A 24,011-nucleotide genomic window follows, 5' to 3' on the forward strand; every position below is an offset into this window, starting at 1 on the left:
TAGCGTGGCGCGCGCCAGCAGGACGTACGACAACGGAACACAGACGGGGCGGATGCAGTGGGAGCGACGACCGGCCGCGACGAGGGGACCGACGTGCCGCAGGCCGGACCGGACCCGGTCCCGGAGGCGCACCCCGGTACGGGGCACGGCGGCCGCGCCGGACGGCGGCGCCGCGGGGGCGGGCCGGTCGCCACGGCGGTGGGCGTCTTCGGGGAACTCCTCATCACCGGCGGCCTGGTGCTCGGACTGTTCGTCGTCTACTCGCTGTGGTGGACCAACGTGATAGCGGACCGCCAGGCCGACAAGCGCGCCGACAAGGTCCGCCACAACTGGGAGGCCTCCCAGGCCGGCAAGGGTCCGGGCGCCCTGGACACCGGGGACGGCATCGGCTTCCTGCACGTGCCGTCGATGCGCAACGGCGAGGTGCTCGTCCGCGAGGGCACCGCCACGAAGATCCTCAACGGCGGTGTGGCCGGCTACTACACGGACCCCGTCAAGGCGACCCTGCCGACCACGGGCAAGGACGGCAACTTCGCGCTGGCCGCGCACCGGGACGGGCACGGGGCGAAGTTCCACAACATCGACAAGGTGGACGAGGGCGATCCGATCGTCTTCGAGACGAAGGACGACTGGTACGTCTACAAGGTCTTCGCGATCCTCCCCGAGACCTCGAAGTACAACGTCAAGGTCCTGGGCTCCGTGCCGGAGCAGGCGGGCGTGAAGAAGCCCGGCCACTACATCACGCTGACCACCTGCACCCCCGTCTACACCTCCACCTACCGCTACGTGGTCTGGGGCAAGCTGGTCCGGGTCGACAAGGTCGACGCCGACCGCACCCCGCCCGAGGAACTCGACTGAGCCGCTGAGCCGGCCACGGGGAAGGCCCCGGCACCCGTTCCCGGGTGCCGGGGCCTTCCCCGTCGTGGTGTGCGCTGGTGTGCGCGCGGGTTCAGTCCTCCGTGCGGAAGGCCGTCCCGGTGGCGCCGCCGAAGAAGCCGCCGGGGCCTCCGCCGTTGTTCCCGCCGTTGTTGCCCCCGCCCCCGCCGCCGAGGGTCTTGAGGTTGACGGCGGTGCCCTTGGCGACCGTGTTGCCCTGGCCCGGGTCGGTGCTGATCACGACCGCGTTGTCGTCCTGGGACCCGTCGATCGACCCGACCGAGAGACCGGCGCCCTGCAGTGCGTTCTTGACGTCCCTCAGCTTCTGCCCGAGGACGTTCGGCACCTGGACCTGCTCCTGGCCCTTGGCCTTGCCGATCTGGATGTTGACCTGCGAGCCCTTGTCGACCTTGCTGCCCGCCGACGGGGAGGTCTGGAGGACCTTGCCGACCTTCCCCTGGTCATCGGTCTCGACCTCGGTGCAGTTGCCGGTGAGGCCGTTCTCCTGCATGCGCGCCTTGGCGTCGTCGCAGCTCGCGTCCGTGACGTCCGGGACCGTGGACTTCGCCTCGGCCTTCGCGATGGTCAGGGTGATGGTGGAGCCCTTCTCGACCTCCGTGCCGAGGGAGGGGTCCTGTTCGAGGACGGTGTTCGGCTCCTCCGAGGACTCCTTGGTCTTCGTCTTCACGTCGAACTGGTACTTGTCGCCCTCCAGCTTCGCCGTGGCGTCGTCGAGGCTGTCGCCGACCACGCTGGGCACCGCCACCTTGGGCGCGCCGGTGGAGACCACCACGTCGATGGTGTCGCCCTTCTTGGCCTCCGAGTCGGGCTCCTGGCTCTGCGAGCAGATGTTGCCCTTGGGCTGGTCGTCGCAGGGCTTCTTGGTGGTGGCCAGCTTCAGGTCGATGTTGTCGGCCTGCTGCTGGGCGTCCTTGAGGGTCTTCCCGACGAAGTTCGGGACGCTCACGCCGTTGTCGTTGGAGCCGTCGCCGGTGAAGAGGTACTTGCCGATGAGGATCGCGCCGAGCAGCACCAGCACACCGGCCACGACCAGCAGGATCGTCGAGGTGTTCGACTTCTTCTGGCGGCGCCGGTCGGGGCGGTCGTCGTAGCCGTAACCGCCGTCGTCCGGATTGACCGGCGGCAGCATCGTGGTCGGGGCGGCCTGGTCGGTGCGCAGGGCGGTGGTGGCCTGGTCGTCGCCGTAGCCGGCGTAGCCGACCGCGCCCATGGCGGCGGTGGCCGCGACGGGCTGGCCGTCGAGGCAGGCCTCGATGTCGGCGCGCATCTCGTCGGCCGACTGGTAGCGGTAGTCGGGGTCCTTCATCAGCGCCCGCAGGACGATGGAGTCCATCTCGGGCGTGATCTCTTCGGGATCGAAGACGCTCGGCGCCTGCGGCTCCTCGCGGACGTGCTGATAGGCGACCGCGACCGGGGAGTCGCCCACGAAGGGCGGCCGGACCGTGAGCAGCTCGTAGAGCAGGCAGCCGGTGGAGTACAGGTCGGAGCGCGCGTCGACCTGCTCGCCCTTGGCCTGCTCCGGGGAGAGGTACTGGGCGGTGCCGATGACGGCCGCGGTCTGCGTCATCGTCATGCCGGAATCACCCATCGCACGGGCGATGCCGAAGTCCATCACCTTGACCTGGCCGGTCCGGGTGAGCATGACGTTGGCGGGCTTGATGTCACGGTGGACGATGCCGTTGCGGTGGGCGTACTCCAGACCCTGGAGGATGCCGATGGTCATCTCCATGGCCCGCTCGGGCAGCAGCTTGCGCCCGCTGTGCAGCAGCTCCCGCAGGGTCGAGCCGTCGACGTACTCCATCACGATGTACGGGATCGAGACCTGGTCGACGTAGTCCTCGCCCGTGTCGTAGACCGCCACGATCGCGGGATGGTTGAGCGAGGCGGCCGACTGGGCCTCCCGGCGGAACCGGGCCTGGAACGACGGATCGCGCGCGAGGTCCGCCCGCAGCGTCTTCACCGCCACGGTGCGGCCGAGCCGGGTGTCGTGCGCGAGGTAGACCTCGGCCATGCCACCACGGCCGAGCACCTGGCCCAGCTCGTACCGGCCGCCGAGGCGACGCGGCTCTTCCATGGTTACCTACCAGCCCTCTCCGTCGGTCCCGACCACACCCGCGTGCGGTGAGGCGGTGTGCTGCCGGGCCTACGGTACCCGGCTCGCTCTGCGTGACCTGGCCACTCCCGGCACCCGATACAGGACCGGTATCGCAACGTGCACCGATGTGAAGGGGACGTGACGGGGGTCACTTCTTGCTGTTGATGACCGCCTGCATGACGTTCTTCGCGATCGGCGCGGCCAGGCCGCCACCGGAGATGTCGTCACGGTTGGCGTTCTCGTCCTCGACCACGACGGCCACGGCGACCGGCTTGCCGCCGTCGGGCATCTTGGCGTACGAGATGAACCAGGCGTACGGCTTCTCGCTGTTGTCGACACCGTGCTGGGCGGTACCGGTCTTGCCGCCGACGGTGACGCCGGGGATCTTGGCGTTGGTGCCGGTGCCCTTCTCGACGACCGTCTCCATCATCGACTGCAGGATCTGGGCGTTCTTCTCGCTGAGCGGACGGCTCATCTCCTCCGGGTCGGTCTGCGACATCACGTCCAGGTTGGGCGCCTGCAGCTTGTCGACCATGTACGGCTTCATCAGCTTGCCGTCGTTGGCGACCGCGGAGGCGACCATGGCCATCTGCAGCGGGGTCGCGGCCGTCTCGAACTGGCCGATCGAGCTGAGCGCGGTCTGCGGGCGGTCCATCTTCGTCGGGAAGACGGAGGCGTTGGCGCGGGTGGGCGTGAACTGCTCCTCGTTGAAGCCGAACTTCTCGGCCTCCTCCGCCATCTTCTCCTTGCCGACGTCGACACCGATCTTGCCGAAGACGGTGTTGCAGGACACCCGCAGCGCCTCCCGCATGGTGGCGTCCTTGCAGGGGATGTTGCCCTCGTTCTTCAGCTCGGTCCTGGTGTCCGGCAGGGTGTACGGCAGCGGCGAGTCGGTCTTCTGGTCCGCGGAGTCGTACAGGCCGTTCTCCAGCGCGGCGGCGGCGGTGACCACCTTGAAGGTCGAGCCCGGCGGGTAGGTCTCGCGCAGCGCCCGGTTGAGCATCGGCTCGGCCGGGTCGTTCTTCTTCAGCAGCTTGCCCCACGCCTTCTGGTCGGACGTGCGGTTGCCAGCGAAGGAGGACGGGTCGTACGAGGGGTAGGACGCCAGGGCGAGGATCGCGCCGGTCTCCGGGTCGAGGGCGACGGCGGCGCCCTTGCCGCCGACCTTGGCCAGCCCCTGGTAGGCGGCCTTCTGCGCGGCGCCGTTGAGGGTGGTGACGACGTTGCCGCCCTGCTTCTTCTTGCCCGTGATCATGTCGAGCGTGTTGCGGAAGAAGAGCCGGTCGTCGTCGCCGGTCAGCCAGTCGTCGTCGATGGACTCCAGCTGGGTGGCGCCGAAGGCCTGTGAGGCGTAGCCGGTCACCGGCGACCACATGGCGCCGTTCTTGTACGTGCGCTTGTACTCGAAGTCGTTGTAGCTGTCCCCGGAGGTCTTGACGGACCCGGTGATGGGGCTGCCGCCGACGATGATGTCGCCGCGCGGGGTGGCGTAACGGGCTATGGCCACCCGGCGGTTGAGCGGGTCGTCGTTGAGGCTGTCGGCCTTGACGTACTGGAGCCAGTTGTCGCGGATGAGCAGCGTGAGGACCAGCAGCCCGCAGAAGATCGCGATACGGCGCAGGGGCTTGTTCACGGGCGGACCACCTGGGTCATCTCGGCGTCGGGGTTGGGGGCCGGGGCCGGGGCCGGGCGGCGCGCGGTGTCGCTGATCCGCAACAGGATGCCGATCAGCGCCCAGTTGGCGATGACGGAGGAACCGCCGTACGCCAGGAAGGGCATCGTCATACCGGTCAGCGGGATGAGCCCCATGACGCCGCCGGCGACGACGAAGACCTGCAGCGCGAAGGCGCCGGACAGGCCGACGGCGAGCAGCTTGCCGAACGGGTCGCGGGCGGCCAGCGCGGTGCGCACGCCGCGCTCCACGATCAGGCCGTAGAGCAGCAGGATCGCCATGAGTCCGGCGAGCCCCAGCTCCTCGCCGAAGGTGGCGAGGATGAAGTCGGAGTTGGCGGCGAACTTGATCAGGTCCGAGTTGCCCTGGCCGAGGCCGGTGCCCATGGTGCCGCCGGAGCCGAAGGCCCACAGGGCCTCCATGGACTGCTCGGAGTGGCCGAAGACGCCCTGCTGGCTGAGCTTGTACTCGCGCAGGGGGTTCAGCCAGGCCTGGACGCGCTGCTGGACGTGCGGCTCGAAGGAGGCGACGCCGACCGCGCCGACGGCGGACATCAGCAGACCGAAGACGATCCAGCTGGTGCGCTCGGTGGCGACGTACAGCATGACGACGAACATGCCGAAGAACAGCAGCGAGGTGCCGAGGTCGGTCTCGAAGACCAGGACCAGGATGGAGATGATCCAGACGACGACGATCGGGCCGAGGTCGCGGCCGCGGGGCAGGTACAGGCCCATGAAGCGGCGGCTGGCCAGGGCGAGCGCGTCCCGCTTCACCATCAGGTAGCCGGCGAAGAAGACGGCCAGCACGATCTTGGCGAACTCGCCGGGCTGGAGGGTGCCGAGGCCCGGGATGGAGATCCAGATCTTGGCGCCGTAGACGTTGGCGCCGAGGCCCGGGACGAGCGGCAGCACCAGCAGGACCAGCGCGCCCATCATGGAGATGTAGGTGTAGCGCTGCAGGACGCGGTGGTCCTTGAGGAAGATCAGCACGGCCACGAACAGGGCGATGCCCAGGGCCGTGTAGAGGAGCTGTCTGGGGGCGGCCGACACGAAGGTGGGCAGGGCCTGCAGCCGCTTGGACTGGTCCAGGCGCCAGATGACCACCAGACCCAGGCCGTTGAGCAGCGTGGCCAGCGGCAGCATCAGGGGGTCGGCGTACGGGGCGAACTTGCGCACCACCAGGTGGCCGACGCCCGCCAGCAGACCGAGGCCGACACCGTAGCCGAGCAGCCCGGGCGGCACCTGGTCGTTGATGGCCAGACCGACGTTGGCGTAGGCGAACACCGGGATGGCCACCGCGAACAGCAGCAGCGCGAGCTCGGTGTTGCGGCGGCTCGGCGTGCCGATCGAGCCGATCGTGGACGTGTGGTGCGTCGACGTGTTCGTAGTACTGCTCATCGTGTGACAGGGCCCCTCACGGCTTGCCTACTGCTTACCGCACAGCGAGACGACCTTCTGCTCCTCCGCCGAGAGGCTGGGGCCGGGGTTGGCAGTGGGTGCGGTCTTGGACTTGTCCGGCGACGCGGAGTTCGACGGATCGGGCGATGCCTTGGACGAGGGCGAGTTCGACGCGGTTCCCTTGCTGCCGGCGGGTCCCTTGTCGCTGTCGGGCTTCGTCTTGTTCTTGCTCTCGGCGTCCTCGCGCGCGGCCTGCTTCTCGCATGCCGTGGCCTGGACCGCCAGCTCGTCGATCTTCGAACGGGCGTCCGACAGGCCGCCCTCGGCGATCGTCGCCTTCACCTGCTTCTGCTGGTAGGGCGGCAGGTACTTGAGTTCGATCTCGGGGTGGTCCTTGTGCACCTTGGACAGGTTCACCCACGCGAGGTCCTGGCTGATGCCCCGGTACAGCGCCACGTGGTCGCCGTTGGCGCCGACGTAGTACTGCGTCTGGGTCCAGCGGTAGCCGCCGTACCCGCCGCCGCCGATCACCGCGAGCACCAGCAGAGTGTAGAAGCTCCGCTTGAGCCACCTGCGGCCCTTGCGGGGCTTCTCGAAGTCCTCGTCGCTGTAGTCGCCGAAGCTGCCTGAGGGCGCGTAACCGGCGCTGTCGCCGCTCCCGGGCGGGCCGAACTCGCCGCCGCCCCGGCCCTGCCGGCCCAGGCTGGCGGCACGGCCGGCGGGGGTCTGCATCACGCCGTTGTCCTGCGCGTGGCTCTGGTTCTCGGCGACGGCGCCGACGACGACCGGGGTGTCCGAGAGCTGCCCGGCGAGGGTGTCGCCCGCGTCCAGGTCGAGGACGTCGGCGATGATCACCGTGATGTTGTCGGGGCCGCCGCCGCGCAGCGCGAGCTGGATCAGCTCCTGCACGGTCTCCTGGGGGCCCTGGTAGCTGGCGAGGGTGTCCTCCATCGTCTGGTGGGAGACGACGCCGGAGAGCCCGTCGGAGCAGATCAGATAGCGGTCGCCGGCCCGCACCTCGCGCACGGAGAGGTCGGGTTCGACGTGCTCGCTGCTGCCCAGCGCACGCATCAGCAGCGAGCGCTGCGGGTGCGTGGTGGCCTCCTCCTCGGTGATGCGGCCCTCGTCGACCAGGCGCTGCACCCAGGTGTGGTCCTGCGTGATCTGGGTCAGCACGCCGTCGCGCAGCAGGTAGGCGCGCGAGTCGCCGACGTGCACCATGCCGAGCCGCTGCCCGGTCCACAGCAGCGCGGTCAGCGTGGTGCCCATGCCCTCGAGCTGCGGGTCCTCCTCGACCATCGCGCGCAACTGGTCGTTGGCGCGCTGCACGTAGGTGCCCAGCGAGGTGAGGATGTCCGAGCCGGGGACGTCGTCGTCCAGGGCGACGATGGTGGAGATCACCTCGGAGGAGGCGACCTCGCCGGCGGCCTGGCCGCCCATGCCGTCCGCGATGGCGAGCAGGCGGGGACCGGCGTATCCGGAGTCCTCGTTGCCCTCCCGGATCATGCCCTTGTGCGATCCGGCGGCGAAGCGCAGTGACAGACTCATGCGCACCTCACCCGTCGGCTCCGGGTACATCCGCACTGTGCCCACCCTCCGGTCGGGAGCGCGTCGGGGGCCGGTTCGCGGCCCGCCGCCGCATGCTCGCTCGGCTCGCGCTCATTCATGACGTAGCACTACTTCCGCAGCTCGATGACGGTCTTGCCGATGCGGATCGGCGCGCCCAGCGGAATCGGTGTGGGAGTCGTCAGCCGGGTCCGGTCGAGATAGGTGCCGTTGGTGGAACCCAGGTCCTCGACGATCCACTGGCCGTCCCGGTCCGGGTAGATCCTCGCGTGGCGGCTGGAGGCGTAGTCGTCGTCCAGCACGATCGTGGAGTCATGTGCCCGGCCGAGGGTGATGGTCTGCCCCTGGAGGGCGACCGTGGTGCCCGTGAGGGTGCCCTCCGAGACGACCAGCTTGGTCGGGGCACCGCGGCGCTGGCGCCCGCCGCCGCTCGGCTGCTGGCGCTGCGGCGGGGGTGCCGCCGCCTGGCGCTGGGCCTGCTGCGGCTGGCGTCCGGCCTCCCGGCGCGACCCCCGCTGGGTGACGCGCGTACCGAACAGGTCGCTGCGGATGACCTGCACGGCCACGATCACGAACAGCCACAGTACGGCCAGGAAACCCAGCCGCATGACCGTGAGGGTCAGCTCTGACATTGCCCCCGCTTCACCCTTCGGCTTGCCGGTAAATGATGGTGGTGCTGCCCACGACGATCCGCGAGCCGTCGCGGAGCGTAGCGCGGGTGGTGTGCTGTCCGTCCACCACGATGCCGTTGGTGGACCCGAGATCCTGGATCGTCGAGGGCGTTCCGGTCCGGATCTCGCAGTGCCGGCGGGAGACGCCGGGGTCGTCGATCCGCACGTCGGCGTCGGTGCTGCGGCCCAGCACCAGCGTCGGGCGGGAGATCTGATGGCGGGTGCCGTTGATCTCGATCCAGTGGCGGGTGCGTCCGCCGCCCGCGGGGACGGCGGCCGGGCGGGCGCCGTAGGGCGCGGCGCCGGGGCGGCCGCCGGGCGGCGGCGCGGACGGCATGGGGGGTGCTCCGGCGGGCGCGGCGGCCGGCGGGTAGCCGTAGCCGCCGCCCGGGGCGGCGCCGGGCCGCGCGGCCGGGGCGGGCCGGCCGCCGGGGGCCTGCTGGTCGGTGGAGGAGGCGAGGGTGCGGCTGCGGACCCGGTACAGACCGGTGTCCAGGTCCTCGGCCTTCTCCAGGTGCACCTTGATCGTGCCCATGAAGGTGTAGCGCTGCTGCTTGGCGTAGTCGCGGACCATGCCGGCCAGTTCGTCGCCGAGCTGGCCCGAGTAGGGGCTGAGGCGCTCGTAGTCCGGTGCGCTCAGCTCCACGATGAAGTCGTTGGGGACGACCGTGCGGTCGCGGTTCCAGATGGTCGCGTTGTTGTCGCACTCGCGCTGCAGCGCGCCCGCGATCTCGACCGGCTGGACCTCCGACTTGAACACCTTGGCGAAGGTGCCGTTGACCAGACCTTCGAGACGCTGCTCGAACTTCTTCAGGACTCCCATGGGGCACCTCCTCCGTCGTTGCCGCTCTGTCTTGCCGGGTACCGCCGGTGCGGCTCGCGCCGCCCGTGTTGCTCGTACTGCTTACTGATCGTATCCACGCACCGGGAAATCGGCTGGTTCCCCCTGTCGGCCCGGTCGAACGGTGTCGAAACGTCCGAGGTCCCGGTGGACCGGATTCCCGGTACGGCCCCGCTTCGAACTCCTCGCGGGCGGTGTCCCGCAGGGGGGATCGTAGAGGCGGCCGGAGACCAGTGTCCCGCACCCGGCTGTGGAGCCCGCCCGGCTTCTGGGGAGATGCGCGGGACCGGTACGAGGTTGATACGTGAAACGGGGCGCGCCGAGACGGAACCGGGCGGCGGGGAGGGGGGACGGACCCGGTCGGAGCGGTGCGGAACGTCCTCGCGGGGGCGCCCGCGGGGGGCCCGGGGGGCCGGGAAAGCGAGGTGAAGGCACCCTCGACGGCGTGCTAATCTTCTGCATGTCGGACGGCGCGGAGCACCGGAAACGGGGCCAGGGCCCGAAGGCGACACCCAATGCGCGGGTGGCGGAATAGGCAGACGCGCTGGATTCAGGTTCCAGTGCCCGAAAGGGCGTGGGGGTTCAACTCCCCCCTCGCGCACCATACGAAGCGGGCGGCATCCTCAGGATGCCGCCCGCTTCGTCGTGTCCGCGGATGTCCCGGGAGGGGACGGCCGGCGCGGGCCGCCTCCTCCCGGGGGTGGGGGCTGTGAGTAATCTCTCAGTGGCATCGCGTGGTGCCACCGGTGGGTCAGTCCGGGGCGACCTCCAGGACGTAGGCGCGGGCCAGGTCCTCGACGCGTTTGGCGACGAGCGAGGGTTCGGCCGTGGCCAGGAAGACCAGGCCGGTGGTCGAGGCCGAGTGCAGCCGGCGGCCGATGATGTCGCCCGTCCGTGTGGTCATCCGCACCTCGATCACGTCCGGTACCCGGGACAGCTCCTCGGCAGTGGAGACGCGCAGCACGCGGCCGGGGCGCACGGGCAGGTCGCAGTTGGCGATGATCTCCTCCCGCAGCGGTGCCACGGGGCCCCGGACGCCGGCGGGGCGGCCGAGCGAGGTGTCCATGAACACCCGCCACAGGTCGACCCCGTACTTCATCCGCACCGCGTCGACGATGCCGCCGCCCGCCGGACGGCAGGAGATCTCGCCGATCACGAAGCCCTCCTCGGTGCCGAACACCTCCATGTGGGTCACGCCGTCGGTGAGTCCGAGGGCGGTCACCGTGGCCCGGTGCAGGGCACGGACGGCGCTCACGGCCGGGTCGTCCTCGGACAGCAGGTAGGAGCCGGTGAAGGCGTCCGTCTGCCCCAGCAGCGGCATGAAGTAGCGCTGCACGGCGGCGAACGCGACCTCTCCGTCCGAGACGACCCCGTCGCAGTGGTACTCGCCCTCCATCTCCACGAACCGCTCGACCAGCAGCGGGCAGGACGCCCGCCGCAGGCCCTCGGCCTCGGGGGAGCCGAGCAGGGCCTCGAGTGCGGCGGGCGAGGCGAGCGCGAAGGTGTTCATCGAGCCGGTGCCGAGGGCCGGTTTGAGCACCACCGGCCAGCCGAGTTCCGCCGCCGCGGCCGGGGCCCCGTCGAGCGAGGCGATCACCCGGTGCGGGGCGACCGGCAGTCCGGCCGCGCCGAGGGCGGCCTTCATGACCGCCTTGTTCGAGAACCGGTTCGCCGTCTCGAAACCGATGCCGGGCAGGCCCAGGAAGGAGCGCAGGTAGCCGCCCGCGGGCAGGCTGCGCTCGGAGGGGGCGACCACGTGGTCGACGGGCCCCCGCGCCCACAGGTCGAGGGCCACCCGGCGCACGGCGGTCAGGTCGGCGATGTCCTCGACGAAGTGCAGCCGTACGTCCGGGGTGTACATCGGGGCGTACGCGCGCTCGGTGATGACGTCGATCCCGGCGTCGGGGGCGGCCGCGCGGAGCCGGTCCACCGCCTCCGCCTTGCCGGAGTTCACCACCAGGACGCGCGGCGCCCGCGCGCCGGTGTCGTGGGGCCCGCTCATACGTCCTCCTTCCGCGCCCGGTCGAGGTACCACACGACGTAGGCGTAGACGGCGAGCCAGATCCGGGGGGTGGCCAGCGCGCGCTCGTACTTCAGCCAGCCCGCGAGGGCGTTCGCCGCGCCGACGTACAGCCGGGCGCGCAGGAGCGGCACCCCGTCGTCCGGTCCGAGGGCGGCGAGGAAGCGCTCCTCGAGCCGGGCCAGGGCCGGGTCCACGGTGAAGGGCGTGGTCAGTCCGGACAGGTCGAGCGGGCCGTGCTCCGGTGCCGGGGGCAGGGCGGGCAGCAGCGCCTCCCCGGTGCCCTCCTCGACGGCCTGGAGGAGGCCGCTCATCGGGAGCGCGCTGTGCAGCAGGGTCGCGAAGTCGTAGGCGGGGTCGCCGAATCCGGCGTCCGGGCGGTCGCGGCCGTCCCACACCGTGCGCGGGTCGACGAAGACCGGGGAGCCGTCGGCCCGGCGCAGCATGTTCTTCAGGTGGACGTCCCCGTGCACCAGGCAGCCGGAGCCGGGCAGCAGCGCGGGTGCCCTGCCGTCCAGCTCGCTGGCCAGCGCGGTGTATCCGGGGGTGCGGAGGCCGCCCGGCAGGACGACGTCGGCGCCGAGCAGGGCCGCGCGGTCCCAGCCGGGGAAGAAGGACCGGAAGGTGCCGAGGAAGCCCTCGTGCTCCACCACCGCGTGGAAGCGCTCCCGGTAGAGGTAGTCGGCGACGGTGGGCCGCCGGGGGCGCCTCGTGGAGGTGTGCAGGCGGCGCAGCAGGCCCAGGTGCGGTTCGAGGGCGGGCACGGCGTCCTGGGCGAGGCGGAAGCGCGCCTTGTCCTCGAAGACGACGTGGTCCAGGGTGAGCGGTTCGACCTGTTCCATCAGGGACGTGGCCTGCGCTCCCTCGTGGTGCACCCCGTGCAGCACCGGGAACAGCGGCGGGTCCCCCTGGGCGCCGAGGGTGCCGTTGACCTCGCGGACGAAGGCGGTCTCCGCGTCGATGACGGCGCGCGGACCGACCTTGGCCACGAGGGGGAGGCCGGCCTCGAAGGCCACGATGCCCACGGAGTCGGCGCCGTTGGCGTAGGTGGCGCGGACGCCGGCGCCCGCGGCGGCCGGGTCGGCGCCCGCTGCCCGGGCCCAGGCGCGCAGCCGGTCGGCGGTGAGCAGGTCGATGACGGCGCGGGTGTGCGCCACGCTGTCGGTGATGCCGGTGACGAGGAGGCCGTCGCGCTCCCCGCCGAGGACCATGGTCCAGCGTTCCAGGTGGCGGCCCTCGTCGAGGTCGGTGTGCGGGACCCGGGCCGCGTCCCGCTCGTCGAAGCGGGCGACGGACCGGGCGAGTGCGCCGAGGTGGGCGTGTTTCTCGGGGGGTTCGGTGCTCGCCGCGGCCACGGTGATGCCCAGCCGGGTCAGTTCTCCCGCCGCCGTGGACAGCAGCAGCATCTGGCTGGTGCAGCCGGACAGCCGCGGGTGGCGCTCGCCGACGCCGTGGCCGGGGTAGGCGAAGACGACGGACACGGAGTCCTCGGGCAGGGGGGTGCCGTGCCGGGCGAGGACGGCGCGTACGGCGCCGCGCTCCTCGTCCGTGGCGGGACGGGCGGTGCCGTGCAGTGCGGTGGCCGTTTCGGCCGTGGTGCTCACGGTGTCGTCGCTCCTAACGGGTCTGGACGGAGGCGTTCTTGGCGAGCGCCTCGACGATCTCGGCGGCGCGCACGGGCATCAGCGAGAGCAGCACCTCGCTGAAGCCGTGGGTGGCCTCGGCGAAGCCCTGGAGGAAGACGCGCGGGGCGAACTCCTCGACGCACGCGACGGAGTAGTCGCGCCGGATCGCGTACCGCTCGGGCGTCTCCATGCGCAGGTACGCGCCGAGCCCGGCCAGGGCGGGGACGGGCATCGGATAGCGGTAGCCGGTGGCCAGTACGACGGCGTCGGCCTCCGTCCGGCTGGTCTCGCCGCTGTCGAGGTGCAGGTAGGTGGCCACCGCCCGGTCCGGCTCGGAGCGGGCCGCCACCAGTTCGGTGAAGCGGCGCAGGCTGAGCGCCTTGCCGCCGGAGACCATGTCCTCGTAGTACTCGCGGTAGATCCGCGGGATGAGGTCGTAGCTGACCCCGGTGTGCGCCGCGAGCGCGTAGCCGTCGATGATCCTTCGCCGGAAGTCGTCGTCCTGGCCGTGGAACCAGTCGGGGAAGTCGGGCAGGAACAGCTCGTTGACGAAGTGGGTGTCGTCCTCGGGACGCATGGCGAAGCCGCGGACGTTCGTGGTGATCCGCGCCTGCGGGTAGGAGCGGCGCAGGTGGGTGAAGACGTCGGCGGAGGTCTGGCCGGAGCCCACGATGTTGAAGTGGTACGGGGCGGACGGGTCGTCGAAGGTCCTCTCCAGCCGCTCCAGGGTCTCGGAGGCGTGGAACACGCGGGCGCCGAGTTCGACGCCCTCGGGGACGTGCGGGGTGCCGCCCGGGGCGAGGATCAGGTTGCGGGTGAGGACGGAGCCGGTCTCGCCGCCGGCCAGGTCCCTCAAGGACACCCGCAGCAGTTCGACGCCGTCCTCGCCGGGCACGGCGGACACCTCCGTGACGTCCGTGCCCCACCGGACCTGGTCGTCGAACCGGGCGGCGGCCCAGGCGTAGTAGTCGTTGAACTCCACGCGCGTCGGATAGAAGGTGCGCAGGTTGATGAACTTGGCCAGCCGGTCCGGGCCCTGTTCGGCGAGGTAGTTGAGGAAGGAGAAGCGGCTGCGCGGGTTGCGCATGGTGATGAGGTCCTTGGTGAAGGAGACCTGCATCTCCGCTCCGGCGAACATCAGCCCCGGATGCCAGGCGAACGCGGGCTTGCGGTCGAGGAAGACCGCGCGCAACGGGTGGCCGGACTCCTCAAGGGCGATCGCGACGGACAGGTTGGCGGGGCCGAAACCAATGCCGACCAGGTCGTGGACGGTCTCGGAGTCGTTCAGGTGCACGACGTGCTCTCTTTCCTTGCGGGTTCTTCTTGCGGGTTTCCTCGGCGCCGTTCCTCGTGGGTGCGATGGGTGTGGGGGATGTGGGGGCACATGGGCGGGGGCAGGGCGCGCGGGCCCGGCGGTCAGCCGTCCGCGTACAGGAGGCGCAGCCGTGCCTCGAGCTGCTCCTCGTCGGCGCCCTCGATCAGGAAGCGGGCCCTGGAGTCCACCGAGCTGACCGGGGTGTCCGGCGGGCGCTGCCCCTCCGGTGGCTTCGGGGCGGAGAACTCGACGAGCCAGTCGGGCCGTTCGGCGGGGACGGACGGCCGGGGCCCTCCGTTCCACAGCAGCCAGGCGGTCGGCGGCCCGGTGGGCACCGGCCCCTCGGGCGGGGTCCACAGTCCCGCCGAGAGCAGGCACGAGGCCCGGGACAGGTCGATGCCCCAGGTGTGGCGGACGGCGTTCTTGACCAGCGCGCCGCCGGTGCGGCAGGCGACCTCGCCGGCGAAGAGGGCGCCGGAGGTGTCCTCGAGGAACTCCAGGTGCAGGACGTGCACGCCGTGGCCCTCGGGCAGCCGGGCGACGAAGCGTTCGGCGGTGTCGGTGAGCAGCTTGGCGCGGGGTGAGCCGCGGTCGAGCATGACCGAGCCGAGGTTGTCGGTGCGGAACCGGTGCGGCGGGCTGGTGTAGCGCGAGGGGGAGACGAGGAGGGCCCGGTCGCCGTCGACGAGCACGTCCACGTGGTGGACGGTGCCCGCGACGTACCGTTCGGCCATCAGCGTGCCGCCGTGCAGGGCGGTGAGCAGGGCGGGGTCCTCGACGCAGGCCCGCCGGACCGCCCGCGCGTCGGCCAGGACCCGTACCCCGGTGGACCCGGCGCCGTCGCGCGGTTTGACCACGAGCGGGCCGAGTTCCTCCGCCGCCGCGTACAGGTCGGCGCCGCAGCGGAGCTCGCGGTGGGGCACGGCGGGCACCGGAAGGCCCTCGAAGAGACGTTTCATCTCGACCTTGTCCCGGAACCGCAGGGCCGTCGCGGAGCCGAGGCCGGGGATGCCGAACAGGGTGCGGGCCTCGGCGGCGCGCAGGACGTCGTCCTCCGAGTTGACGAAGATGCGGTCGGGCCGGTCGGCGGCGCAGAGCCGGAACAGGGCCGCGGTCGCGGCGGGCGACTCGTAGTCGTCCACCGTCACCCGGCGCACGCCCTCGGCGAGGTCCCCGGCCGGGCGCTCGGCGTCGGCGGAGGTGAGGACGGTGATCCGGGCGGTGGGGTCGGCCTCGTGGATCCAGTGGTCGTACCGGGCGGTGGAGTGGGGGCGCTGCATGATCAGCACGTGCACGGGTGGTCAGCCTTTCGCCGTGAGGAGGCGGTGGTCGAGCCGGGCGACCGGCAGGGGGAGCACCAGGACGGCGGCGAGCAGCAGCGCACCGAGCACGGCCCAGCCGGCTCCGCCCCAGCCGAGGACGACGACGGTGATCAGGGGCGGGCCGAGCACGTCCTGCACGCTGTTGCCGAGGGCGAAGATCGAGAGGTACTCGGCCTTCCGGTGCTCGGGTGCGTACTTGTAGGACAGCTCCCAGGCGCCGATCGAGTGCCACAGCTCTCCGGCGGTCAGCAGCACGGTCGCGGCGAGGAGGACCGCGCAGGCGAGGACCGCGCCGAGCGGTGCCGCGGCGGCCGCGAAGACCGCGCAGGAGCCGATGAGCGCCAGCCCGGCCAGCCGCATCGCCCGGGAGCCGCCGTCCTCCCGTTCGGCGCCCTTGGCGAGCGGGACCTGGAACACCACCGCGAGAACGGTGTTGAGCACCACCAGCACCGGGACCAGGGCGTCCGGCGCGTCTGTCTCGCGCACCGTCCACAGGGGGAGGGCCACGGCCAGCACGGACATGTGCACGGCGAGCACGCAGCTCACCGCGGTGAGCGCGAGGTAGCGCCGGTCGCCGAAGCCGCGCAGGAAGCTCAGCCCGCCCCGGCGCACGGGCGGGGGTGCCGTCTCCACCCGCAGCCGGGCCAGCAGCACCACGGCGAGCACGAAGGAGGCGGCGTCGGCGAGGACGATCGTGCGGTACGCGGCCGTCGACCCGGTCGCGAGCAGCGGTGTGGTGAGCACCGCGCCGAGGGAGAAGCCGATGTTGCGCACCGAGCGCATCGTCGCCATGGTCCGGGTGCGGTCCTTGCCGGGCACCGCCACCGAGACCACCGCCTGGCTGGCGGGCGAGACCGCGCGCTCGACCAGTCCGAGGAGCGCGGAGACGAGGACGAAGGCGATGGGGCCGTGCACGAAGGCGAGCACGGCGAACCAGACGGCCCGCCACAGCTGGTAGACCATCAGCATGCGCCGCGCCCCCCACCGGTCGGTGAGGACGCCGAGCGGGACCGTGGCGAGGAAGGCCGTCAGCCCGGTCGCGGCCAGCCCGAGGCCCACCTGGGCGTCGCTCAGGCCGATCACGCGGACGAAGAAGAGGGTGGACCCGGCCAGGTAGAAGCCGGTGCCCACGGAGTCGAGCAGCGCGACGAGGGCGAACGCGCGGCCGGCCGGGGACCGGGGGACGTAGGTGCGGGTGAACCGGGACAGCAGGGGCCGCCCGGTCATGAAGTGCGGACCTCGACGAGCGCGGCGGCGGCGGCCGCGTTCCGGGCGGCCTCCGCGCCCGTCGCGCCGGTGGCGAGCACGTGGCCGAGGCGGTCCCAGGAACTGTTCAGTTCACCGACCACCGTGCCCTGCCGGGCGGTGAGTTCGACCTCTCGGACGCCGTTCGACTCCCTGCTCGCGGTGAGCCCCGAGACGGCCCGCACCATGCCCGGCCGGGCGGTGAGGAAGCGGATCGCCGCGCCGGCGCGGGCGGGGCCGCGGACGGGCGGCGGGCCCTCCCGGAGGACGGCGAGCAGGTCGGCCACGATCCGGCCGCCGTGGGCGAGGTCGATGAGGGTGTCGATGCTGTCGCCGGGCAGGCGGCCCGCGCACTCCACGAGGTGCGGCCGCGTCCCGTCGACGAGTATCCACTCGGCGTGCAGCACGCCGGAGGAGAAGCCGGTCGACTCCACCAGGCGGCGCATCAGCCGGGTGAGTTCGCCGGTGACCGGGGCCGGCAGTCCCGCCGGGACGACGTGGCCGATCTCCACCGGGTAGGGGCCGGGGCGCAACTGCTTCCCGGTGACGTTGGTGAACAGCAGGTCCCCGCGGTGGACCAGGCACTCCACGCTGACCTCGGGACCCGTCAGCCGTTCCTCGACGAGGAAGCGGCCGCTGCTGGTGCCGGGGGCACGCATCCGGGGTTCCTCGGCGGTGGTCGTGGCCTTCCACGCGGTGTCCGTGTCGTCCTCGGCGTCGAGCAGGAGGACGCCGAGGCTGGCCTGCCGGTCGACGGGTTTCAGCACGCAGCGACCGCCGAGTGCGGTCCGGAAGGCCTCGACCTCCGCCGCGCTGCCGGCCAGGCGCCAGCGCGGCTGGGGAAGTCCGGCGGAATCGGCGTGCGCGCGCAGCGCGGCCTTGTCGCGAAGGACCGCCGCGGCGGCCGGACCCGCGCCGGGCAAGCCCCACGCCCCGGCCAGCGCGGCCGCCGCGACCACGCCGTACTCGGTCGACGGCACGACGGCGCGGACATGTTCCGGCCGGGAGACCGCGCGCACGATTCCGGCCGGATTCCTTTCGTCCTGAACCGGTGCGTGGACCACGCCCGCGACGCACGGATGCTGTGCGCTCCGCCGGTGCACGTCACGCTGTGCGGCGACGTATTCGTCCTCCACGACCAGCACGGACGCGGGCGGTAAGAGGTCGTCGAGATCGGCCAGAAGGCCCTTGCTGAACCCGCACAGAACATGCGTGGCGTCCATGGACGGCACCCCCGTGAAAATGGCGGAAATCAGTCGGTGAAAATCGAGGAAAACTGAGGAATGTTCATCTCTATTTCCACTCGAGTTCACTTCTTGCTCATTTCCGAACACTGTAGCGAGCGCATCGCGTCCGTTCGGTAAAAAGCCGAGAAAACCCTGTCGTCCGGCTTCCGGCCCTGCGGCGTCGGCTTCGGCAGGACTTCAGCGGGGGTTCTTCAGCAGGGCCTGGCGGGCCGTGTCGGCGAGCCAGGTCTGGGCGCGGGAGAAGCACCAGGAGCGTTCGCCGACGAGGGTCATCCAGGCGTGCGGGCCCAGGTGGAACCAGAGGATGTCGACGGCCTCCGGGTGGTCGACGCGCAGGGCGTCGAGGGCGGCGAGGCGGTCGGCCACATGGGTCAGGGCCTGGACGTAGCCGTCCGTCCCCCGGTCCAGGACGGCCTTGACGGCCGGCTCCCCCGGGGGGTCCCGGTAGAAGAGGCCGTGGACGAGTTCCCAGTGGCGTTCGTGGGCGAGCCGGGTGCCCTCGGCGGTCAGTTCGATCACGGCGCGCGGGTCGTCCGCGGCGTCGACCGCGGTGAGGGTGTCGCCCACGGCCGGGTCCTTGATGGCCGGTTCCAGCAGGGCCGCCAGGATGCCCGGCTTGGGGCCCACGCTGCTGTACACGGTGGGGACGGCCACGTTCGCCGCCCTCGCGATGTCCGCGAGGGTGACCCCGGCGTAGCCGCGGGCGAGGAAGAGCGTGTGCGCGCTGCTCAGGATGGCCTCGCGGGTGGCGGCTGCCGCGTCGGTGCGGCGGGGTGAGTGGTACGGCCGGGTGGTCACCCGGGCAGTGTAAACCAGTGTGACGCAGAGTGAATATATTGACTTTAATTGCATCTAATGAATAGCGTCACGCCTGTGAACTCATTAGCTTCCGAAGACCCCATCGCGGTCGTCGACACCCGACTCGTCCACGAGGTGCACCGCGTGGGCACCTCTCTGCTCGCCGAGGCCGCGGCCGACCCCGCCGTACCGCCCGCCGCCCTGGCCCGGCTCCGCGACTTCCTGGTCGCGAACGTGCGCCATCACCACGAGACCGAGGACGAGGAGCTGTGGCCGCTGCTCACGGCCGCGGCCCCCGAGGCCGCCTCCGCGCTCGACGCCCTCAGCGAGGAGCACCGGCGGCTGGACAAGGCGCTCGACGCACTGGCCGCCGTCGCCCTCGGTGACGAAGGCGGCGCCGGTGACGCACGGCTCGCCCTGCGGGAGGCCGCCGTCGAGGTCCGCGACGCGGTGCACGGCCACCTGGCCGCCGAGGAGCCGGTCCTCCTCCCCGCGCTGCGCGAGCGGATCACCGACGCGCAGTGGAAGGACTTCTCGCAGCGGGTGATCGCCACCACGCCGCCCGTGGCCGGGCACCTGATGATCGGGTTCCTCGACGAGGTGGGCACGCCCGCCGAGGTCGAGACGGTGCTCGCGGGCCTGCCGGAGCCGGTGCGACCCCTGCTCGACGGCATGCGGACGCAGGCCGCGGACGACCTGCGGACCCTGCGCGGGACCAGGCCGTGACGTCCGCCCCGCTCCGGTGGCCGGACACGGCGGACGCCGTGATCAGGGGCGACCTCACCATCGCGGTCGCCTACGTCACCCCGGCCGGCGGAGCGGTGGTCACCAGCGTCTCGCCGGTGGGGCTCGGGGACCGGGAGGCGGGCCGGCTCGGCTTCACCACCTCGCTCGGTTTCCCGAGGAAGCTGGAGCGCATCCTGCGCGATCCGCACGTGGCCCTCGCCTACCACACGCGGGACCACGGCTTCGCCACGGACGCCTCCCTCGTGCTCGCGCAGGGCAGCGCCTCGGTGGACCTGCGCCCCTCGCCGGAACGGCTGGCGGAGCTGGCGCGGGCGGGCGAGCGCTTCCTCGGGAAGACCCCGCGGGGGCCGGTCTGGAACTGGCTGCTGCGGGAGTACCACCAGGAGCGGGTCTTCGTCGACGTCGACGTGGAGCGGTTCACCGTCTGGCCCGACCTCGCGGCCCGCGGCGCGCCGACGGTCACCGGTGCCGCCCCGCCCGGGGCGCCCGCCGGGCAGGCCCCACCGGCGAAGGGCACGGCCCCGCGCGTCGACGTCTCCGCGCTCGCACGGCGGATCCGGGGGCTGCCGCACCGGCTGCTGGCCTACCGGGGCGCGGACGGCCACCCCGTCGTCGTCCCGGTGACGGTCACCGGGCACGACGCCGCCGGACTGCGCCTCGACGCGCCCGAGGGGCTGCTGCCGCCCGGCGGGCGGCGGGCCGGGTTCCTCGCCCACGCCTTCCGGCCGCAGTGCGTCGGGCTGGGCATGCGCACGCTCACCGGCTGGCTGACCGTCACCGAGGAGGGCGTCCGTTACGCCCCCCACACGTCCAAGGGCCTGGCCGCGCCGCCGTACAAGGGACTGCTGACGGTCTCGAACGGTCTGCTGGCCAAGTACGGCCTGTGGCGCGCCCGTCGGGACGGGACGGCCACCCGTCTGCGGGGGCTCGCCGCGCGCGGCCCCGCGGAGTGAGCCGGGGCCCGGGGGGGTGTCGTTCCGGGCGCCTCCCGGGTTCCGTGCCCCGGAGGCGCGGAGGCGCGGAGGCGCGGAGGCGCGGAGGCGCGGAGGCGCGGAGGTCCGGCGGCCCGGAGGTCCGGCGGCGCCCGGGCGGGTGGCACAGGAGCGGGTCCGCCGGCTGTACCGTCGCCGCGTCGATGTTCGTCGTGGTCGGGGAGGCGGTCGGGATGACCGGTGGCGGTACGGGTGCGGGTGCGGGGACGGCGGCGGTGGAGGCCGGAGCGGAGGCGCGTCCGGCGGGCCCGGGCACCGGGGCGGTCCGGATCCCGCCGGTGCCCGGGTTCGCCGCGCGGCCCGCGCCGGGGTCCCGGAAGAGGCCCGGGTCCCCGAAGAAGGAGGGCAAGGCGCTGCGCGACCGGGTGCCGCGCGCGGCCCACGCCGTCCACGAGGCCGACGCCGGCCGGCCCGGCGCGGTGCGCGCCGTGGAGGAGTCGGGGCGCGGCCGGATACCCGAGCTGACCCCGATCCGGGTCGGCAGGATGGCGGCCTCGCCGTTCGCCTTCCTGCGCGGCTCGGCGGGCCTGATGGCCCACGACCTCGCCCGCACCCCCGCCACCGGCATCGGCGCCCAGATCTGCGGCGACGCCCACGCGGCCAACTTCGGTCTGTACGGCGACGCGCGCGGCGGACTCGTCATCGACCTCAACGACTTCGACGAGACGGTCTTCGGCCCCTGGGAGTGGGATCTCAAGCGCCTCGTCACCTCGCTGGTGCTCGCCGGCCGCGAGGCCGGAGCCGACGAGGACGCCTGCGCCGCCGCCGCGCGGGACGCGGCGGGCGCCTACCGGCGCACCATGCGGCTGCTGGCGAAGATGCCGGCGCTGGACGCCTGGAACGCCATCGCCGACGAGGAGCTCGTCTCCCACACCGACGCGCACGACCTGCTCGGCACCCTGGAGCGGGTCGCGAAGAAGGCGCGGGCCAACACCAGCGGCCGGTTCGCCGCGAAGTCCACGGAGGACGACGGGAACGGCGGGCGCCGCTTCACCGAGGCGCCGCCGGTGCTGCGCCGGGTGCCCGACGCGGAGGCGGCGACCGTGGCGGCCTCGCTGGAGCAGTACCTGGGCACCCTGCCGGAGGACCGGCTGCCGCTGCTCGCCCGGTACGCGGTGCACGACGTGGCCTTCCGCGTCGTCGGCACGGGCAGCGTGGGCACCCGCTCCTACGTCGTGCTGCTGCTCGACCACCGCGGTGAGCCGCTGGTGCTCCAGGTGAAGGAGGCGCGCCCCTCGGTGCTGCTGCCGCACCTGGCGGCGGCGGGCCACCCCGTGCCGGAGGTCGCGCACGAGGGACGCCGGGTGGTGCTCGGGCAGAAGCGGATGCAGGTGGTCAGCGACATGCTCCTGGGCTGGACGACGGTCGCGGGGCGGCCCTTCCAGGTGCGGCAGTTCCGCAACCGCAAGGGCAGCGTGGACCCCGCGCTGCTCGCCGGGGACCAGCTCGACGACTACGGGCGGATGACCGGCGCCCTGCTGGCCCGCGCGCACGCGCACAGCGCGGACCCGCGGCTGATCGCGGGCTACTGCGGCAAGAACGAGGAGCTGGACGAGGCCCTGTCCGCGTTCGCGGTCGCCTACGCGGACGGGGTGGAGCGGGACCACGCGGAGTTGGCGGCGGCGGTGCGGGCCGGCCGGATCCCGGCGGAGTCCGGGGTGTGAGAACTCCGCCGCCCCTTGCGGGACGGACGGGCCCGTGACCTGAGAGACGCCGCTTCCCGCGGAGCCCGGGGCCTGCGGGGTGCCCCTTTCTGCGGGGCGGCGGGGTCCTGGGGCTGTGGGGCGTCGCCTTTCGCGGGGAGGGTGGGCACGGTTCGGGGTCCGGGGTTCCGCCTCCCGCGGGGCCCGGGGCCCGGGGTCCGAGGCCGCAGGCCCGCGGGGTGCCGCGGAGCCCGGGGCCTGCGGGGTGCCCCTTCCTGCGGGGTGGGCGGTGTCCTGGGTCTGCGGGGCGTCGCCTTTCGCGGGACGGGGGGAGACCGGGGGCCGAGGCCGTGGGCGGGTGGGGGCCCGGGGCCCGCGGTGCCGCGGAGACCGGGGCCTGCGGGGTGTCGCCTCCTGCCGGGGCGGCCGCGGTCCGGGGCCCGGGGTCGCCGTCCGCGCGGGACGGGCGGCGGGGGCCGTGGGGGCGTGTCTTACGCTGGGTGGGTGACGACGCCCGAAGCCGAGCCCACCGCATCCGAACCGTCGGCGGACGGTTCGTCCGAACCGCGCCCGGAGGACCGGCTCGAGCGGGCCGTCAGGGCCGCGGAGAACGCGCTGATCGAGTACGAGATCGCCGTCGACACCTTCCGCATCGAGGTCGAGAACTTCTCCCGGCTGCACCACCAGAAGCTCGGCCCGATGTACACCCGCCTCGACGAACTCGACGCCGAGATCGCCGAGGCGAAGGCGGCCCGCACCGGTGACCCCGAGGACCGCCGCGCCGCCGAGGAGGCCCGCGCCCGGGTCATGCCCATGCCCGGCGTGGAGGAGCTCTTCCACGGCTGGATGGACGGGGAAGGCCTCTTCCCCGAGGCCGCCGCGATGCTCACCGACCAGCCCGTGCGGCCGCCCGAGCGGGTCCGCCCCAGCGAGGAGGCCCGCAGGCGGTACCGCGAACTGGCCCGCCGGGCCCATCCCGACCTCGCCCAGGAGGAGGACGAGCGCAAGCGCCGCGAGGAGTTCCTCACCCGCGTCAACGCCGCGTACGCCCGCGGCGACGAGGCGGCCCTGCGTGAACTCGCCGAGGAGTGGGCGGCCGGTCCGGCGCCCGCCGAGCGCGGACCGAGCCGCAGCGAGGAGCTGTACGCCCGGCTGGAGTGGCTCGCCCGGCGCAAGGAACTGCTCACGGTGGTCGCGCGCGAGCTGGAGGAGAGCGCGATCGGCTCGATGCTGAAGATCGCGCCCGACGACCCCGACCGTCTCCTGGACGAGGTCGCCGAGCAGCTCCTGGCCCAGGTCGCCGAGCGTGAGGCCGAGCTCGCCCGCTGGCGCGACTGACCCCGGCCGCCGGGGCGGGCGCGGAGAGCGCCGCCCGCCCGTGGGGACGGCGCACGGCCCGGGTGCCGGTCCGGTAGCGTCGGGGCCATGTCTTTCGGAGCTGGTGTACCCACGGTCCAGGTCGCGGACCTCAAGGACGAGGACTTCCTGCTGGACGTCCGCGAGGACGACGAGTGGCAGGCGGGGCACGCCGCCGGCGCGCTGCACATCCCCCTCAGCGACTTCGTCGCCCGCTACGGCGAACTGACCGAGGCCGCGCCCCAGGACGGCCGGATCGCCGTGATCTGCCGCTCGGGCGGCCGCTCGGCCCAGGTCACCATGTACCTCGCGCAGCAGGGCGTGGACGCGGTGAACGTCGACGGCGGCATGCAGGCGTGGGCGGCGGACGGCCGCCCGGTCGTGGACGCCAAGGGCGAGCCGGGCTTCGTGCTGTAGGGGGCCGGCCACCTCCCGCGGCCGCTCCCGGCTCCGCCCGCGGTGACCGCCGTGTCCCCGGAGCTGTGCGGGACGGGTGGGGCTGAGTACCGTTCCGGTGCGAACGGGCGGGCGCCGGCGGCACCGGCGCCCGGCGGGATACGAC

General features: G+C 72.7%; 19 protein-coding genes and 1 tRNA gene. 7 read left to right on the top strand and 13 right to left on the bottom strand.

The features are described from left to right. Positions 1-57: 57 nt before the first annotated feature. Positions 58-858: a class E sortase gene (locus tag OHB09_RS16680; protein ID WP_006141273.1), complete on the top strand. Its 801-nt coding sequence runs from the start codon at positions 58-60 to the stop codon at positions 856-858. A gap of 91 nt (positions 859-949) precedes the next feature. On the opposite strand, the gene pknB is transcribed toward OHB09_RS16680, so the two are convergent. The 6 genes from pknB to OHB09_RS16710 all read right to left on the bottom strand — a co-directional run bounded on the left by pknB (position 950) and on the right by OHB09_RS16710 (position 9,121). Beyond that, positions 950-2,971: a Stk1 family PASTA domain-containing Ser/Thr kinase gene (pknB, locus tag OHB09_RS16685; RefSeq protein ID WP_006141272.1), complete on the bottom strand. Its 2,022-nt coding sequence runs from the start codon at positions 2,969-2,971 to the stop codon at positions 950-952. 169 nt (positions 2,972-3,140) lie between these two features. Continuing rightward, complete coding sequence (locus OHB09_RS16690) at positions 3,141-4,625, bottom strand: peptidoglycan D,D-transpeptidase FtsI family protein (RefSeq protein ID WP_006141271.1); 1,485 nt, start codon at positions 4,623-4,625, stop codon at positions 3,141-3,143. Next, the gene (locus OHB09_RS16695) at positions 4,622-6,061 is read right to left on the bottom strand and encodes an FtsW/RodA/SpoVE family cell cycle protein (RefSeq protein ID WP_040895859.1); all 1,440 of its coding nucleotides are present in this window, start codon (positions 6,059-6,061) and stop codon (positions 4,622-4,624) included. The genes OHB09_RS16690 and OHB09_RS16695 overlap by 4 nt, the downstream gene beginning before the upstream one ends. Positions 6,062-6,088: 27 nt before the next feature. Next, positions 6,089-7,609: a Stp1/IreP family PP2C-type Ser/Thr phosphatase gene (locus OHB09_RS16700; protein WP_234527677.1), complete on the bottom strand. Its 1,521-nt coding sequence runs from the start codon at positions 7,607-7,609 to the stop codon at positions 6,089-6,091. A gap of 128 nt (positions 7,610-7,737) precedes the next feature. Continuing rightward, positions 7,738-8,259 carry an FHA domain-containing protein FhaB/FipA gene (locus OHB09_RS16705; RefSeq protein WP_006141267.1) on the bottom strand — a complete coding sequence of 174 codons (522 nt, stop codon included), beginning with the start codon at positions 8,257-8,259 and terminating at the stop codon, positions 7,738-7,740. Positions 8,260-8,269: 10 nt separating this feature from the next. Then, the gene (locus OHB09_RS16710) at positions 8,270-9,121 is read right to left on the bottom strand and encodes an FhaA domain-containing protein (protein ID WP_093591194.1); all 852 of its coding nucleotides are present in this window, start codon (positions 9,119-9,121) and stop codon (positions 8,270-8,272) included. A 535-nt stretch (positions 9,122-9,656) separates the two neighbouring features. Here OHB09_RS16710 and OHB09_RS16715 point away from each other — a divergent pair. Next, a tRNA-Leu gene (locus OHB09_RS16715) sits at positions 9,657-9,743 on the top strand. Between the two features lie 147 nt (positions 9,744-9,890). On the opposite strand, the gene OHB09_RS16720 is transcribed toward OHB09_RS16715, so the two are convergent. From OHB09_RS16720 to OHB09_RS16750, 7 genes are all read right to left on the bottom strand, one after another. Beyond that, entirely contained in the window at positions 9,891-11,141 is a 1,251-nt protein-coding gene (locus tag OHB09_RS16720) for an ATP-grasp domain-containing protein (protein WP_191853958.1), read from the bottom strand. Beyond that, positions 11,138-12,763 (bottom strand): phosphotransferase, encoded by a 1,626-nt coding sequence (locus OHB09_RS16725; RefSeq protein ID WP_328922174.1) that lies wholly within the window; start codon positions 12,761-12,763, stop codon positions 11,138-11,140. Before OHB09_RS16725 ends, OHB09_RS16720 begins: the two co-directional genes overlap by 4 nt. A 13-nt stretch (positions 12,764-12,776) precedes the next feature. Further along, positions 12,777-14,078 carry a lysine N(6)-hydroxylase/L-ornithine N(5)-oxygenase family protein gene (locus OHB09_RS16730; protein WP_006138526.1) on the bottom strand — a complete coding sequence of 434 codons (1,302 nt, stop codon included), beginning with the start codon at positions 14,076-14,078 and terminating at the stop codon, positions 12,777-12,779. 122 nt (positions 14,079-14,200) lie between these two features. Continuing rightward, a complete protein-coding gene (locus tag OHB09_RS16735; protein WP_328922175.1) occupies positions 14,201-15,394 on the bottom strand; it encodes an ATP-grasp domain-containing protein in 1,194 nt (397 codons plus the stop codon). Between the two features lie 6 nt (positions 15,395-15,400). Next, on the bottom strand, positions 15,401-16,648 hold the full coding sequence (locus OHB09_RS16740; protein ID WP_328922176.1) for an MFS transporter: 1,248 nt from the start codon (positions 16,646-16,648) through the stop codon (positions 15,401-15,403). Continuing rightward, a complete protein-coding gene (locus OHB09_RS16745; RefSeq protein WP_252306968.1) occupies positions 16,645-17,889 on the bottom strand; it encodes an ATP-grasp domain-containing protein in 1,245 nt (414 codons plus the stop codon). Before OHB09_RS16745 ends, OHB09_RS16740 begins: the two co-directional genes overlap by 4 nt. Positions 17,890-18,090: 201 nt before the next feature. Next, a complete protein-coding gene (locus OHB09_RS16750; protein ID WP_167793130.1) occupies positions 18,091-18,711 on the bottom strand; it encodes a TetR/AcrR family transcriptional regulator in 621 nt (206 codons plus the stop codon). Positions 18,712-18,786: 75 nt separating this feature from the next. Between OHB09_RS16750 and OHB09_RS16755 the strand changes: the two genes are divergently transcribed. The 5 genes from OHB09_RS16755 to OHB09_RS16775 all read left to right on the top strand — a co-directional run bounded on the left by OHB09_RS16755 (position 18,787) and on the right by OHB09_RS16775 (position 23,866). Continuing rightward, positions 18,787-19,437 carry a hemerythrin domain-containing protein gene (locus OHB09_RS16755; RefSeq protein WP_245765914.1) on the top strand — a complete coding sequence of 217 codons (651 nt, stop codon included), beginning with the start codon at positions 18,787-18,789 and terminating at the stop codon, positions 19,435-19,437. Beyond that, complete coding sequence (locus OHB09_RS16760; RefSeq protein ID WP_167793129.1) at positions 19,434-20,411, top strand: hypothetical protein; 978 nt, start codon at positions 19,434-19,436, stop codon at positions 20,409-20,411. Before OHB09_RS16755 ends, OHB09_RS16760 begins: the two co-directional genes overlap by 4 nt. A 182-nt stretch (positions 20,412-20,593) precedes the next feature. Then, entirely contained in the window at positions 20,594-22,114 is a 1,521-nt protein-coding gene (locus OHB09_RS16765; protein WP_328922177.1) for a DUF2252 domain-containing protein, read from the top strand. 483 nt (positions 22,115-22,597) lie between these two features. Then, entirely contained in the window at positions 22,598-23,431 is an 834-nt protein-coding gene (locus tag OHB09_RS16770; RefSeq protein WP_006138535.1) for a hypothetical protein, read from the top strand. An 87-nt stretch (positions 23,432-23,518) separates the two neighbouring features. After that, positions 23,519-23,866: a rhodanese-like domain-containing protein gene (locus OHB09_RS16775; RefSeq protein WP_167793128.1), complete on the top strand. Its 348-nt coding sequence runs from the start codon at positions 23,519-23,521 to the stop codon at positions 23,864-23,866. The last annotated feature ends 145 nt before the right edge of the window (positions 23,867-24,011 follow it).

The sequence above is a fragment of the Streptomyces griseoaurantiacus genome (assembly GCF_036189845.1).
Lineage (GTDB): Bacteria > Actinomycetota > Actinomycetes > Streptomycetales > Streptomycetaceae > Streptomyces > Streptomyces griseoaurantiacus.

Excerpts from the sequence above, each read along its gene's own strand:
- OHB09_RS16705 (WP_006141267.1), bottom strand. The coding sequence starts at position 8,259 with ATGTCAGAGCTGACCCTCACGGTCATGCGGCTGGGTTTCCTGGCCGTA.
- pknB (WP_006141272.1), bottom strand. The coding sequence starts at position 2,971 with ATGGAAGAGCCGCGTCGCCTCGGCGGCCGGTACGAGCTGGGCCAGGTG.
- OHB09_RS16720 (WP_191853958.1), bottom strand. The coding sequence starts at position 11,141 with ATGAGCGGGCCCCACGACACCGGCGCGCGGGCGCCGCGCGTCCTGGTG.
- OHB09_RS16775 (WP_167793128.1), top strand. The coding sequence starts at position 23,519 with ATGTCTTTCGGAGCTGGTGTACCCACGGTCCAGGTCGCGGACCTCAAG.
- OHB09_RS16740 (WP_328922176.1), bottom strand. The coding sequence starts at position 16,648 with ATGACCGGGCGGCCCCTGCTGTCCCGGTTCACCCGCACCTACGTCCCC.
- OHB09_RS16695 (WP_040895859.1), bottom strand. The coding sequence starts at position 6,061 with ATGAGCAGTACTACGAACACGTCGACGCACCACACGTCCACGATCGGC.
- OHB09_RS16710 (WP_093591194.1), bottom strand. The coding sequence starts at position 9,121 with ATGGGAGTCCTGAAGAAGTTCGAGCAGCGTCTCGAAGGTCTGGTCAAC.
- OHB09_RS16765 (WP_328922177.1), top strand. The coding sequence starts at position 20,594 with ATGTTCGTCGTGGTCGGGGAGGCGGTCGGGATGACCGGTGGCGGTACG.
- OHB09_RS16745 (WP_252306968.1), bottom strand. The coding sequence starts at position 17,889 with ATGGACGCCACGCATGTTCTGTGCGGGTTCAGCAAGGGCCTTCTGGCC.
- OHB09_RS16700 (WP_234527677.1), bottom strand. The coding sequence starts at position 7,609 with ATGAGTCTGTCACTGCGCTTCGCCGCCGGATCGCACAAGGGCATGATC.